This window comes from Megasphaera massiliensis, assembly GCF_036305205.1.
GTDB classification, from domain to species: domain Bacteria; phylum Bacillota; class Negativicutes; order Veillonellales; family Megasphaeraceae; genus Megasphaera; species Megasphaera massiliensis.
Genome location: NZ_JAXIXE010000016.1, coordinates 1 through 12737 on the forward strand (window position 1 = coordinate 1; position 12737 = coordinate 12737).

Consider the following 12737-nt stretch of genomic DNA (forward strand, 5'->3'; position numbering starts at 1 on the left):
AGAAATCTGGGAGTAGTAACGCCAATGGAAAAACATGCCAGCTATTGGCTGGCAGCATAAAAAACTGCCACCGGAAACCGGTGGCAGAAACAAAATCTATTTATGTTTTTTCGAGTGTCTACTTGACGGGTAGCAGTTCAATCGATTGTGAGAGCTCTTTTTTCGTCTTCGTCGTGTTTCGGTACCGTGCCGCGAACCGTCCTCGAAATGGGGTGAACATTCCGTCCGGACTCCGCGATAGAGCCCATCGTATAGCTTCTATACGCCAAAAAGCCGCCTCTGATGAGACAGCTTTTGTGTATGATGGTCGTATTCTCTATTTATCTTCGTAGACCCGGACACGTAAGGTCAGCCCCAAGTCGTCACAGATGGCCCGGCATTTTTTGATTTCTTCACTGTCTTCGACTTTATCGACGACGGTGAGGACGACGTTTTTCACGTACTGTTTGCAGCTGACGGCAAAGTTCAGCATGGCATCGAAGGACGGCAGGCCGAATTTGCTCCGCGTCAGTTCGAGATACCGTTCTTTGTTGGAGGCGTTCATGCTGATGGAAATGGTATCGAGGATGCCGCCGCCAAAGTCCGGTGCCGTCGGCCGACCGTAGTCCAAATCGGACAGGCCGTTGGTGTTGAGCCGCGTCTTGACCGTCGGGTGCTTTTCTTTAACGTATGCCAGAAGGGTTTTCAAGTCTTCCAGGCGTTCCGTCGGTTCGCCGAACCCACAGAAGACGACTTCGTTGATACGGTCCCAAGGGGCCCCGTCGAGTTCTTTTTTGACTTCATCGACGGTCGGTTCTTGTTTCAGCCACAGCGTTTCGTCTTCAGCCATCTTCTTCATCGAGCGCAGGCAGAAGGTGCACGAACAGGTGCAGCGATTGGTCAGATTGACGTACATGCTCCACGGGCTTTCTTTCTGTAATGCCCGGTCGTCTTTTAAATCGACGTATTGTCCTTGTCCTACTACGGTATAAACGATCATGATGCTATCCCCTTTTATTGTAATGTCGTCAAATATTCTTCAAACGCAAGGCCGGCGTTGTGCGGAAGATCTAAGGTCTCTGTGTATTCCATGACCTTGCAGATGAAGTCGGCCGCTTTTTGTACGGCTTCTTCAAGGCCTTCTCCGCGAACGACAGAGGCCGAGACGATGGCCGTGAAGACGTCGCCCGTGCCGCTGCGGTCGCTGCCGATTTTTTTCGTCTTGACCCACGACGTTTGGCCGTGATCGTAAATGAAGTTTCCAATGTACGAACCGCGGTGGATACCGGTCAGGACGACGCCCTGCGGTCCCTTGTCGGCCAAGGCCTTGGCCATATCGGAAAAGTCATCGTCAGATAAGTCGCTCGAGGGCCGGTAAGGCCGCCCCAAGAGCTCACAGGCTTCGGTCAGGTTCGGCGTCAGGACATCGGCATCGGTGAGAAGGCGCCGCATATCGTCGCACATTTCCTGGGTATAAGACGAATAGATGCGGCCATTGTCTCCCATGACGGGGTCGACGATGACCTTCGTATCCGGTCCTTTGAAGTCGTGCAGAAAATCGAGGACCATGTCGATCTGGCGGACCGAGCCGAGAAAACCCGTGCTGATGCCGTCGAAGGTCAGCTTATTTTTCTTCCAACTGTCGATATAAGGCGTCATGCGGTCCGTATAGTCGTCGAGGTAGTAATCGTGAAAGCCGGTGTGAACGGAAAGGATCGCCGTCGGCAGGATACAGCCTTGTACCTTTAAGGCCGACACGATGGGCAGGGCCACGGCGATGCTGCAGCGGCCGTAGCCGGTTACGTCATTGACCAGGGCCAACTTTTTTTGATGCATAGAGAATCATTCCTTATCTTTTCAGGTTGTAACCATAACCACGGAACGGGACTCTCATGAAACAAGCAGCGATGGCGTAAGCAGCAGCCATGTTGACGATCCCTTCCCCGATGAGGCCGGGCACCATGGTAAGGCCGGCTTCTAAGCTGCCGTAGAGGAGACCGCCGGCTGCCGTATAGGAAACGACCATCCAGACGGCCGATAAGAGGAAGCCCAAAAAGACCTTGAGGGATGTCAGTTTCCACGGTTCCTTATCGGGGCGAACGACCCAAAAGACGGCTTCGACCATGACGAATTTAATGATCAGGGTCGGCACGATCCAAATGGGAAACCCGCCGATCAGGTCGGACAAGGCCGAACCGATGGAAGCTGCAGCCGCCGCCTGACGGCGCGAACTGAACAGGACAGACGCAAAGATGACGGCATCACCGAGATGGGCATAGCCCAAGGGAATGGGGATGCGCGGTACGAAAGTCAGGATAAAGACCAGGGCCGTTAAGACGGCAGCATAACAGAGATTGGCAGCCGAAAAAACCGGTGCCTTTTGTTCCATAGATGATGAATGCATGTGAAATCCTCCTCACGGGTACAGAATTCACACATTGGCCAATGTATGGTTATGATTAATCTGTACTCTATTTTAGAGTATATTACTCCTTCTGTAAATAGGACAGATTCGTTTTTTTCTGTACACCTTCTTCTCTACTCCGTCAAAAAAAGCCCGGAACGACAGAAAAGCTCCCGCGCAATGGGGAGCTTCTCATCTATTTCGTTTCACTTTCCGTTTCTAAATAGGTCCAGCCTTCTTCCTGGCGGACTTTCTGTTCTTTCATGAGATGGCCCAAGGCCCGTTTAAAAGCAGCCTTGCTGAGGCCGAATTTGGCCTTGATGACGGCCGGTGCCGTCTTGTCGCCATAGGGCATCTTGCCCTTGCGCTGTTCGAGGAACTGCAAGATCTTCTCGGCATCGGGGTTGATGGCATTTTCTTTCGTCTGGCGCAGGGAAATGTTGATGCGCCCGTCTTCGCGCAGGAAGGTAATCCGGCCCTTTATCATCTGTCCGATGAGGATGGGGCCGTTGAATTCGCTGCGGTGCAAAAAGGCGATCCACCGTTCGCGGGTCATGAGGTAGGCCCCTTGGTCGGTCATGTTGTAAATGGCCCCTTCGACCCAGTCGCCGACCTTAGCGTCCGTCGCCGCTCTCGACGCCCGGCGCATTTCATCTTCGACTTCCATCGATACGGCCAGGCGGTGGGACTTGTCTTCATAGAGCTTGACCCAGACGTATTCCCCTTCTTTGGGGCGGCCTTTCATTTCAGCAAAGGGCATGAAGATGCCGCGTTCGGTACCGACGTCGACGAAGGCTCCGAAGCGGGTCGTATTGATGACCGGTGCATAGCCGATCTGACCGATCTTAATCTTGGGCAGGCGCATGGAGGCCGTCAGGCGTCCCGACGGGTCGTGGTACAGGAATACCGTCACGGCATCGCCGATATGGACCTCTTCCGTCTGCTGATTGATATGGAGGAGGATGTCGTCGTTGGTATTGCCCGTGCCGCCGTCCAAAAAGGCACCCATTTCGCTTTGGCGCAGGACTTCGAGGGTAGCAATACTGTTTTCTTGAAGTGTCGTCATATTATTCACCTTCATAGTCGATTCGCGGTGCGTCGGCCCACAAGTTTTCCAGATCGTAGTACTGGCGTTCCTGTTCGACGAAGACGTGGGCAATGACTTCACCGGCGTCGATGAGGATCCACTTGCCTTCACGGTAGCCTTCGACGTGGAGGATGGGATAGCCCTTCTGTTCCATCTGTTCTTCAATGTTGTCGGCAATACTCTGGGTCTGGCGGTTGTTGCGGGCACTGCAGATGACGAAGTAGTCGGCCATGAGGGACGACTCCTTGATATCGAGGACGGTGATGTCCCAGGCTTTCTTGTCGTCGGCTGCGGCGCAGACGATTTCATAAGGGGATAATTCTTTCATCGGTTCCGCGTTGGCGGGTTTCATGGTAATTGGCATATATGAAAAGTCTCCTTTTTTATACGAATGTAAGGTTAGGCATCATCGGGCTTGGGCGCTGCCGAGATGGCGTTGTTCGTCCGACCGATGACTTTTTGGACTTCGACCGGGTCGTAGGTCCAGTAATATTTATTGTCGCCGTTCTTACCGCCCGGAGCCATTTCGCCGGGCAGGATATAGAAGTTGATGTTGTCGGCCGTGACGCTGCGGAAGTCAAAGGCCAGTTCGGCCATGTCCTTGGCCGGGATATTGGAATCGACGTTGTGCCACAGGCGGTACATGAAGAAGGCGTTGCTCAGGCCGAAGTCCTTTTGCCGGTCTTCGTAGAAGTTCTTGATGAACCGTTCCTGGCGCTGGGTCCGCGACACGTAGCCGTTGCTGTCGAGGTAGCGCATATACCCCGTGGCGTCCTTGCCGTCGAGGGTCTGGTAGCCCTGGAAGATGTTGATGTCCGTTTCGCCGGCTGCATCGCCGTGGTACATGTTCTTTTCGACGTACAGGGGCACGCCGCCGTTCATGTCGATCATCTTGGCGAAGGATTCCGGCGTAAAGGCTGCGTAGTAGGGAATGGGAATGTGGAAAATGTCTTCCACGACGGCCCGCACCAGGCTGATGCCGCCTTCGGTGTAGACGTCCTGCAGTTCTTGTATCCCCTTTTCCTTGCGCCCTTCGATTTTCGTATCGTCCGGCAGCATGATGAGGTCGATGTGCTTCTTGTCCTTGTTGATGGCGGCGACACCGACGAAGTTGGCCTGCTGGGGATTTTCTCCGTCCGTACCGATGAGCAGGACGTAGAGCGGCTTATCGGGGCTGGTCTGGACGAAGTCGTTGCTGCCGGCCGGCGTCGTATCGGGCCCTTCGGGCTGCGTTTCGGGACTGGTGAAATGAACATAGGCCGAGCGGCAGGCCAGGAAAATCGCCACGGCGGCGACGACGGCTAAAATGCGGTTTAAGATTCTTCTTCTCTTTTCTCGTGTCATCGGCCGGCCTTCCTCGCTGCCGCTTTCATCATGGCGCTGATGTGGGCGTTGCGGTTGACGACCGTACCGATGAAAATCGGTTTCTTCTGATCGAGGAGGTGGCGGATCGTCGAATCGTAGCCTAAGAGGACGGCTTCGTTAAGGTCCCGTTCGGCGGCCTGACGCAGCGCTTCGACGCCGTCAAAGTCGCGGTTCACTTCGATATAGTCGGCCATGAAGATGATCTTTTCGAGCTTCCCCATGGTTTCGGCCCCCGTCGTGTGATGGGCAATGGCCGAGAGGATATCGGGATCGTCAATGCCGTACTGTTCCCGGGCCAGGGTCACGGCGGCATAGCCGTGGAGGAGGCTGCCGATGTTAAAGACGGGCGCCGGAAGATCCGTAAAGGAACGGCCGGCTAAGGCCTGCATCTCTTCGAGGGGCTTTTGTTTCGCCGCATCATGAAGGAGGGCAGCCACTTCTGCCGCATCGGCATCACTGCCATAGAGGCCGGCTAAGTGCCGGGCCGCTGCGGCCACGCCGAGGACATGGGTATAGCGACCGGGCGTCAGGGATTTTTTTAAATCTGCTTTAATGGCATCTTTGAATTCTTCGTTGTACATTGATATACTCCATTTTTTCTGATGTATTCGACGACTGCCGAAGGCATCATATAGCGGACGGACAGGCCCAGGCGGATGCGGCGCCGGAGTTCTGTCGAAGAGATTTCCATGGTCGGCACGGGCAGTTTGAGGATGTTTTTTCCCAGCTCGCCAAAGGACGAGATGATGGAATCGATCTGTTCCGAGCCGTCCGGCCGGGTCGCACCGATAAACTGGCACAGGCTGAGGATTTCTTCCGGATTGTTCCAGTTGTGCAGGTCGTGGATCGTATCGGTCCCCGAGATGAAATACAGGCTGTGCGACGGGCCGTATATTTCTTTTAAAAGCCGCAGCGTATCGACCGTATAGGAATTGCCCCGGCGGCGCATCTCCATATCGCTGACGGTAAAGTACGGGTTATCGGCCGTAGCCAGTCGCGTCATGGCCAATCGCTGCTCGGCTGTCGCACCGCAGACATCCTTATTGGGTGTAATGTACGACGGCACGAACAGGACCTTCTTCAGGTGAAAGGCCTGACGCGCTTCTTCGGCGATCATGAGGTGTCCTAAGTGGATGGGATTAAAGGTCCCTCCCATGACGCCGAGCCTAGTGATTTCCATGGTACAAATAGATTCCTCCCCAGGCGATAGCTACGGCTAACGCATAAAGCAATAAAAACTTGGCATAGTGTCGGTATTCAAAACGGGTCTTCGGTGAGGCGGCATATTGGCGAAGGGTCCGCCCGTAACCGCGAAGGAAGCGCAGCATCAGCGGATCTGGCCTTGGCCGTCGATGAGGTATTTATACGAGACCAAAGCGGTAAGGCCCATGGGGCCGCGGACGTGCAGTTTCTGTGTGCTGATGCCGATTTCGGCGCCAAAGCCGAATTCAAAGCCGTCCGTAAAGCGCGTCGAGGCATTGACGTAGACGGCAGCCGAATCGACAGCCTTCTGGAAGGCTTTCGCCGTGTCCGGATTTCCTGTGACGATGGCTTCCGAATGATGGGTGCTGAAGCGGCGGATGTGATTCAGGGCTTCGTCGAGAGAGCCGACGACTTTAACGGACATGATGAGGCTGTTGTATTCCGTCGCCCAGTCGTCGTCATCGGCGGCCTTCATGGCACGGACGGCCCGGGCTTCATCGTCGCCGCGGAGCTCGACGGCATCGGAATCCATGACCGGCGCTAACATTTCTAAAAATTCCCTGGCTACGTCGCGGTGGACCAAGAGGGTTTCCATGGCGTTGCACGTCGACGGCCGCGATACCTTGGCGTTTTCGACGATCTTGACGGCCATGGAAAGATCGGCATCCTTATCGACGTAGACGTGGCAAACGCCGCTTCCCGTTTCGATGCAGGGAACGGTAGCCGTATCGACGACCATGCGGATGAGGCCGGCGCCGCCGCGGGGAATGGCCAAATCGATGAAGCCCCGTAAGGTAAGGAGCTCTTTGACCAGGGCCCGGTCGGTATTTTCAAGGATGTTGACGCTGTTTTCCGGAAGGCCGGCTGCTTTCAGCCCTTCCCGGATGACGGCGGTCAAGGCCGTATTGGAAGCGATGGCTTCACTGCCGCCGCGAAGGACGCAGGCGTTGCCCGATTTGATGCAAAGGGCCGCTGCGTCGACGGTGACGTTGGGCCGCGATTCGAAGATGATCGCAATGACCCCTAAGGGGACGCTGACCTTTTTGATGAAAAGGCCGTTGGGACGGCGGAATTCATCGAGGACGACGCCGGACGGGTCGGGAAGGTCGATGACCTGGCGAACGCCTTCTGCCATGGCGGCAATCCGTTCTTTGGTCAAAGTCAGGCGGTCGACCATGGCCGGCGCCATCCCCTTTTCCTCAGCCCGCTTCACATCTTCGGCGTTGGCCGACAGGATGTCCTCGCAATGGGTCAAGAGGGCCTCAGCGATATAAGCCAGGGCCTTATTCTTGACGTCGGTCCCGGCCGTTTGCAGGACGTACGACGCGTCTTTGGCATCGCGGCCCTTGCGGTATACTTCAGATATCATGGGAAAAACCCCTTTCTAATACATGACGACCAGGTTATCGCGGTGGATGACTTCGTCAAAGATGCCGTTGTGGCCGAGAATGTCGGCGATATCCGCCGACCGTCGGCCTTTGATGGCGTTGATGTGGACGCTGCCGTAGTTGGAAATGCCCTTGGCAATGGTCAATCCGTCGTAGACGACGCTGACGATGTCCCCTTCTTCAAAGAAGCCTTCGACCCCGATGATGCCAACAGGAAGGAGGCTCGACCCCTTGTCGAGGATGGCGTCGCGGCAGCCCTTGTCGACGAGGAGTTTTCCCGTCGCCTTGCTGCCCGAAACGAGCCAGCGCTTCTTCGAGTGGAGCGGCGTTTCTTTCGCTTTAAACAAGGTCCCCACGTCTTCTCCGGCACAGATGCGGCTGACGATGTCGTCTTCGCTCCCCGATGCGATGACCATATCGACGTCGGCAGCGGTAGCGATGGCAGCGGCCTGGATTTTGGTATACATGCCGCCCGTCCCCATGGAGGATCCAGCGTCACCGGCGATGTCGTAGATATGCTTATCGATATTATCGACGTAGGAAATGATTTTCGCATCGGCATGGGTTCGGGGATTGTCCGTATAGAGGCCGTCGATGTCCGATAACAGGATCAAGAGATTGGCGTCGACGAGGCCGCTGACCATGGCCGACAGGGTGTCGTTGTCACCGATTTTATACTCATCGACGGCGACGACGTCGTTTTCATTGATGATGGGAATGATGCCCATGTCGATCATAGTCAGGAGGGCATTTCGCGAGTGCATGAATTTGCTGCGGTCCTGTGAGTCCATGCGGGTCAGGAGAACCTGGCCGACGACTTGGCCGTATTCGCGGAACAGCCGTTCATACGTATGCATGAGGACGCCCTGTCCGACGGCGGCTAAGGCCTGTTTTTCCCGAATCGACTTCGGCCTTTGATCGAGGTTGAGCGGTGCCATACCGGCATTGGTCGCCCCGGAGCTGACCAAGATCATTTCCTTTCCCTGATTCTGCAAATCTGCCAATTCTCGTACTAAATGCTCCATGCGGCGGTAGTTCAATTTGCCCGTCCCATGGGAAATCGTACTGGATCCGACCTTGACGACGATGCGCTTCTTGTGGTCAAAATCCCTGCGTCTGCTGTTCACCATGCCTCACGTCCTAGTCTTTAATAAATTCGTATTTCGATTTCTTGTCTTTCTTCTTAAATAAGATGCCGTAGTGGCCGATGACCTGAATCAGTTCGGCACCGAGCATGTCGGCCAAGTCTTCCATCGTTTCCTTCGTCGGAAGGTTGGCGTTGTTGAGGACGTGGGCCTTAATCAGTTCCCGCGCCGTAATGGCCGCTCTGGCACTGTCGATGACGGCGTCGCTTAAGCCGTCCTTTCCGATTTGGACGACGGCCGGCATGAGGCTGGCCATCCCCCGTAACTGCTGTCTGTCTTTATTATTCATAACGTCTCCCTTTATTTGTGATATTCAAATTCCATGGCGTAAATGCGGACCGTATTGCCGTCCTGGATGCCGTGTTCCTGGAGGAGCTTATCGAGTTCCATATAGCGCCAGATACGCTGGAAACGGCGCAGGGACTGGTCGTCGTCGAAGTTGGTCATGGCGACCAGGTTTTCGATGCGGGCGCCGGTGATGACGAAGGCCCCGTCCGTATCGCGGGTCACTTCAAAGTCCGGCTTGTTCTCTGCCTTATAGACGACTTCTTCCGTCGTTTCGTCGGCTTCTTCGACGTATTCTTCAAGGAGGGTCCAGACCCGTTCTAAGAGTTTGTCCATGCCGTCGCCGCTTACGGCGCAAATGGGATAGACTTCGATGCCCTTCGCCGCCATATAATCCATGAGGCGCTCGAGGTCGTCTGAATCTTCATCTAAGAGGTCGATCTTATTGGCCGCTACGATTTGGAGCTTGCGCGACAGTTTTTCGCTGTATTTGGCAAGTTCGGCGTTGATCTTTTCATAGTCGTCGATGGGGTCGCGGCCTTCCATGCCCGATACGTCGAGGACGTGAATGAGGATCTTCGTCCGTTCGATGTGGCGCAGGAAGTCGTGACCGAGGCCGACGCCTTCACTGGCTCCGTCGATGAGGCCGGGAATGTCGGCCATGACGAAGCTGCGGTGATCTGGCAGGTCGACGACGCCGAGGATCGGATTGAGGGTCGTAAAGTGATAGGCTGCTACTTCCGGCTGGGCTGCCGAAACTTTCCGCAGGATGCTCGACTTGCCGACGCTGGGATAGCCCAAGAGGCCGACGTCGGCCAAGACCTTCAGTTCCAAACGCAGCCACCGTTCTTCCCCCGGTTCGCCCCGTTCGGCAAAGGTCGGCGTCCGGTTGGCGCTCGTTCTGAAATGCCAGTTGCCCCGACCGCCGCGGCCGCCCTTGGCGACGATGGCCTGCTGGCCGTCCCGCGACAAGTCGGCCATGACCTGACCCGATTCTTCATCTTTTACGATCGTTCCCAAAGGAACGGTGATCAATAAGTCTTCGGCGTTTCTGCCGTACTTATTGCTGCCTTCGCCCTTTCCGCCGGGCTTGGCCTTGAACAGGCGGCGAAAACGGAAGTCGACGAGGGTGTTGACATTGCGGTCCGCCACGAGGACGACGTTGCCGCCCTGGCCGCCGTCACCGCCGTTCGGTCCGCCCTTGGGGACGAACTTTTCATGGCGGAAACTGCTCATGCCGTCGCCGCCCTTGCCGGACTGTACAAAAATTCTTGCTCTGTCTATAAACATAGGTCACCTCATATGAAAATACATGGGGATATAGAAAGAGACACAGCATACATATACCATGTCTCCTGTCTATCTGTCCATCAATATCAAAATTAACTGCCCTCCCCCTTATAAGAAAAGGAAAAGGGTACGAAAAAGTCATGAGACTCTTTACGATAAGATTTTAAATCATATTTGCCAATCTGTAAAGTCATTTTTCCTTGATAATTTCCAAGGCCTTTTCAAACTGGGTATCTGTCGGATCCGACGGCGTAAGGGGTACGACGACGTCCGGTTCAATGCCGACTCCGTCGATTTCACGGCCATTGGTCGTCCGATACTTAGCCACGGTGACCTTGACGGCCGACTGCTGGCTTAAGGGGAAGACGCCTTGGACCGTGCCCTTGCCGTAGGTCTTGACACCGACGATGGGGCCGAGCTGCATGTCTTGGACGGCACCGGCAATGATTTCCGACGCACTGGCCGAATTTTCATTGACTAGGACCACGAGGGGAATGAGGTCTTCCGTCCCCTGGGCCGTATACTGGTCGACTTTGCCGTCTTGTTCCGTATAGGAGACGATGGTGCTGTTTGGCGGGACGAAGTTGCTGGCCACGCCTACGGCCTGTTCGACGATGCCGCCGGGGTTGTCGCGCAGATCGAGGATCATCTTCTTCATCCCCTGTTCGCGAAGTTTCGTATATTCTTTCGTAAAGTCATCGGCCGTTCCTTCGCCGAAGACGGCAATGCGGATATAGCCGACGTCGGTACCGTCGATCATCTTGCCGGCCACGGTCGGGACGTGGATCTGACGGCGTTCGACGGTAAAGGTCTTATCTTCTCCGTCGCGGCGGACGACCAAATTGACGCTGGTATTGGCAGCGCCGCGGATACGCTTGGAGACGTCTTCGAGCTTATTGCCGTCGACAGGCGTCCCGTCGATGGATACCAAGATATCGCCGCGCTGGAGTCCCGCTTCGGCTGCCGGACTGTCATCCATGACACCGGCGATGAGGACGCCGTCATCGGTGGAGCCGATGTAGACGCCGATGCCGGCATAGGTACCGCTCATCTGGGCCGAAAAGTCCTTATACAACTCGCCGCCGAGGTAGACCGAATGCTTGTCCCCCAAGGTGCTGACCATGCCGTTCAAAGCCCCGTCAAAGAGGGCGCTGCGGTCGACATTTTCTGCATAATGGCTTTCGATGATTTCCAAGGTGCGGAAAAATTCAAACATGGCAGTCCCTCGGCCCGTATAGTACCAAAACATACCGAAGACGGCCAGGATCATGACGATCATACCGCTGCAAAAGAAGGCCAGGGGCCGGCGAATGGTTTCCCAAGCCCGGCGTATAGTTTGTTTATTCATGGGTATCTCCTTCTATGGAAATCAAGGCCGCGAGAAAGGGGCAAAACTGCCGTGAAAACACTTACAAATAAGCCGACGGGTCGACGGGATCGCCGTTGGCACGAACTTCAAAGTGGACGTGAGGGCCCGTCGAGTTGCCCGTCGAACCGGCGTAGGCAATGACCTGGCCCTGAGAGACGGACTGACCTTCGGAGACGGCCAGTTCCTGATTGTGGCCGTAAAGGGTCGACAAGCCGTTGCCGTGGTCGATGATGACGGCATAGCCGTAGCCGCTGATCCAGCCGGCTTCGACAACGACACCGCCGTCGGCTGCGTGGACCGGCGTCCCGTAGTCGACGCCGATATCGATGCCGCTGTGATAGATCGTCGTCCCGAAGATCGGATGGGTCCGATAGCCGTAAGGCGAGGTGACGACGCCGTTGACCGGCCAGATCATGGCGCCTGAGCCGCTGACCGGCTGGTAGTAGTCACTGCCGCCACCGCCGCCGGACGAGGCTTGTGCCGCCGCTGCCGCCGCCTGAGCGGCCCGGTCGGCTGCCCGCTGACGCAGCATTTCGGCAATGGCCTGAGACGACTGCTGGTATTCATTATAAGCCTGTTCGGCCACGGCCTTATCGTTCTGAGCCTGATAGAGAATGGCCTGCTGTTCCTTGCGGCGGCTTTCGATTTCATCGCGCTTGGCCGCTGCCTGGTCGCGGAGCTCGGCCTGGCGGGCACGCTGGGTTTCCAGTTCCTGTTTAGCCGTTTCGATAGCCGCCCGTTCTTTACGAATATCCGAAATCAAGGTGATATCGGCGTCGATGATGCGGCGCAGTAATTCCAGGCGGTTCGAGAAATCGCTGAAATCCTTGGCCCCGAGGACGACGTCGAGATAGCTCAATTGGCCGTGCATATAGATGTCGCGGACGCGCTTGGTGAAGACGCCTTCCCGGACTTTGAGCCGGGCCCTTGTCTTTTCCAGTTCAGCCTGGGTGGCGGCAATTTTTTCTTCCGTCGCCTTCAATTCATTGGCTACGGCCTGGTAGTCGCGCTGAGCCGCTTCGAGCTGCTGCTGGATGGCGTAAAGCTTGTCATTGACACTGCCGATGACAGCTTCGGCCTGGGCCTTCTTCTCGCTTTCCTGCGCCATCCGGTTCTGGACGTCCGACAGCTGATTCTGTAAGTCTTCATCTTCGGCCAGGACGGCGAAGTTAGGCGTCAATAAGGCGGCAACGACAACCGGGATAACGTATTTTTTAAACAT

Annotated in this window: 14 protein-coding genes; all 14 read right to left on the reverse strand. The window is 55.8% G+C overall.

From position 1 onward, the window contains the following. Positions 1–316: 316 nt before the first annotated feature. The 14 genes from UCI88_RS03505 to UCI88_RS03570 all read right to left on the reverse strand — a co-directional run bounded on the left by UCI88_RS03505 (position 317) and on the right by UCI88_RS03570 (position 12737). Positions 317–979, reverse strand: a complete 663-nt coding sequence (locus UCI88_RS03505) for a TatD family nuclease-associated radical SAM protein (RefSeq protein ID WP_176698833.1) — start codon at positions 977–979, stop codon at positions 317–319. A gap of 14 nt (positions 980–993) precedes the next feature. Then, positions 994–1815, reverse strand: a complete 822-nt coding sequence (locus UCI88_RS03510; RefSeq protein ID WP_256179445.1) for a pyridoxamine kinase — start codon at positions 1813–1815, stop codon at positions 994–996. A gap of 13 nt (positions 1816–1828) precedes the next feature. Beyond that, positions 1829–2383 carry an ECF transporter S component gene (locus UCI88_RS03515; protein ID WP_044503071.1) on the reverse strand — a complete coding sequence of 185 codons (555 nt, stop codon included), beginning with the start codon at positions 2381–2383 and terminating at the stop codon, positions 1829–1831. Between the two features lie 196 nt (positions 2384–2579). Continuing rightward, the gene (locus UCI88_RS03520) at positions 2580–3449 is read right to left on the reverse strand and encodes a CvfB family protein (RefSeq protein WP_044503072.1); all 870 of its coding nucleotides are present in this window, start codon (positions 3447–3449) and stop codon (positions 2580–2582) included. Position 3450: 1 nt separating this feature from the next. Beyond that, on the reverse strand, positions 3451–3834 hold the full coding sequence (gene rsfS / locus UCI88_RS03525) for a ribosome silencing factor (RefSeq protein WP_044503073.1): 384 nt from the start codon (positions 3832–3834) through the stop codon (positions 3451–3453). A 35-nt stretch (positions 3835–3869) separates the two neighbouring features. Beyond that, entirely contained in the window at positions 3870–4814 is a 945-nt protein-coding gene (locus UCI88_RS03530) for an LCP family protein (RefSeq protein WP_256179444.1), read from the reverse strand. Further along, complete coding sequence (gene yqeK / locus UCI88_RS03535) at positions 4811–5416, reverse strand: bis(5'-nucleosyl)-tetraphosphatase (symmetrical) YqeK (protein WP_256179443.1); 606 nt, start codon at positions 5414–5416, stop codon at positions 4811–4813. Before yqeK ends, UCI88_RS03530 begins: the two co-directional genes overlap by 4 nt. Continuing rightward, positions 5374–6015, reverse strand: coding sequence for a nicotinate-nucleotide adenylyltransferase (nadD, locus tag UCI88_RS03540; RefSeq protein WP_044503076.1), 642 nt, complete (start codon positions 6013–6015; stop codon positions 5374–5376). The genes yqeK and nadD overlap by 43 nt, the downstream gene beginning before the upstream one ends. Before the next feature lie 147 nt (positions 6016–6162). Beyond that, positions 6163–7407: a glutamate-5-semialdehyde dehydrogenase gene (locus UCI88_RS03545; RefSeq protein ID WP_256179442.1), complete on the reverse strand. Its 1245-nt coding sequence runs from the start codon at positions 7405–7407 to the stop codon at positions 6163–6165. Positions 7408–7422: 15 nt separating this feature from the next. Next, complete coding sequence (gene proB, locus UCI88_RS03550) at positions 7423–8556, reverse strand: glutamate 5-kinase (RefSeq protein ID WP_176698834.1); 1134 nt, start codon at positions 8554–8556, stop codon at positions 7423–7425. Between the two features lie 10 nt (positions 8557–8566). Then, positions 8567–8860, reverse strand: coding sequence for a YhbY family RNA-binding protein (locus tag UCI88_RS03555; protein ID WP_044503078.1), 294 nt, complete (start codon positions 8858–8860; stop codon positions 8567–8569). A gap of 11 nt (positions 8861–8871) precedes the next feature. After that, positions 8872–10146 carry a GTPase ObgE gene (obgE, locus tag UCI88_RS03560; protein ID WP_256179441.1) on the reverse strand — a complete coding sequence of 425 codons (1275 nt, stop codon included), beginning with the start codon at positions 10144–10146 and terminating at the stop codon, positions 8872–8874. Between the two features lie 190 nt (positions 10147–10336). After that, the gene (locus tag UCI88_RS03565; RefSeq protein ID WP_256179440.1) at positions 10337–11494 is read right to left on the reverse strand and encodes a S41 family peptidase; all 1158 of its coding nucleotides are present in this window, start codon (positions 11492–11494) and stop codon (positions 10337–10339) included. Between the two features lie 61 nt (positions 11495–11555). Continuing rightward, on the reverse strand, positions 11556–12737 hold the full coding sequence (locus UCI88_RS03570) for a murein hydrolase activator EnvC family protein (RefSeq protein WP_256179439.1): 1182 nt from the start codon (positions 12735–12737) through the stop codon (positions 11556–11558).

Bases quoted from the DNA above. Each gene is read 5' to 3' on its own strand.
- UCI88_RS03505 (WP_176698833.1), bottom strand. From the start codon at position 979: ATGATCGTTTATACCGTAGTAGGACAAGGACAATACGTCGATTTAAAA.
- UCI88_RS03510 (WP_256179445.1), bottom strand. From the start codon at position 1,815: ATGCATCAAAAAAAGTTGGCCCTGGTCAATGACGTAACCGGCTACGGC.
- UCI88_RS03515 (WP_044503071.1), bottom strand. From the start codon at position 2,383: ATGCATTCATCATCTATGGAACAAAAGGCACCGGTTTTTTCGGCTGCC.
- UCI88_RS03520 (WP_044503072.1), bottom strand. From the start codon at position 3,449: ATGACGACACTTCAAGAAAACAGTATTGCTACCCTCGAAGTCCTGCGC.
- rsfS (WP_044503073.1), bottom strand. From the start codon at position 3,834: ATGCCAATTACCATGAAACCCGCCAACGCGGAACCGATGAAAGAATTA.
- UCI88_RS03530 (WP_256179444.1), bottom strand. From the start codon at position 4,814: ATGACACGAGAAAAGAGAAGAAGAATCTTAAACCGCATTTTAGCCGTC.
- yqeK (WP_256179443.1), bottom strand. From the start codon at position 5,416: ATGTACAACGAAGAATTCAAAGATGCCATTAAAGCAGATTTAAAAAAA.
- nadD (WP_044503076.1), bottom strand. From the start codon at position 6,015: ATGGAAATCACTAGGCTCGGCGTCATGGGAGGGACCTTTAATCCCATC.
- UCI88_RS03545 (WP_256179442.1), bottom strand. From the start codon at position 7,407: ATGATATCTGAAGTATACCGCAAGGGCCGCGATGCCAAAGACGCGTCG.
- proB (WP_176698834.1), bottom strand. From the start codon at position 8,556: ATGGTGAACAGCAGACGCAGGGATTTTGACCACAAGAAGCGCATCGTC.
- UCI88_RS03555 (WP_044503078.1), bottom strand. From the start codon at position 8,860: ATGAATAATAAAGACAGACAGCAGTTACGGGGGATGGCCAGCCTCATG.
- obgE (WP_256179441.1), bottom strand. From the start codon at position 10,146: ATGTTTATAGACAGAGCAAGAATTTTTGTACAGTCCGGCAAGGGCGGC.
- UCI88_RS03565 (WP_256179440.1), bottom strand. From the start codon at position 11,494: ATGAATAAACAAACTATACGCCGGGCTTGGGAAACCATTCGCCGGCCC.
- UCI88_RS03570 (WP_256179439.1), bottom strand. From the start codon at position 12,737: ATGTTTAAAAAATACGTTATCCCGGTTGTCGTTGCCGCCTTATTGACG.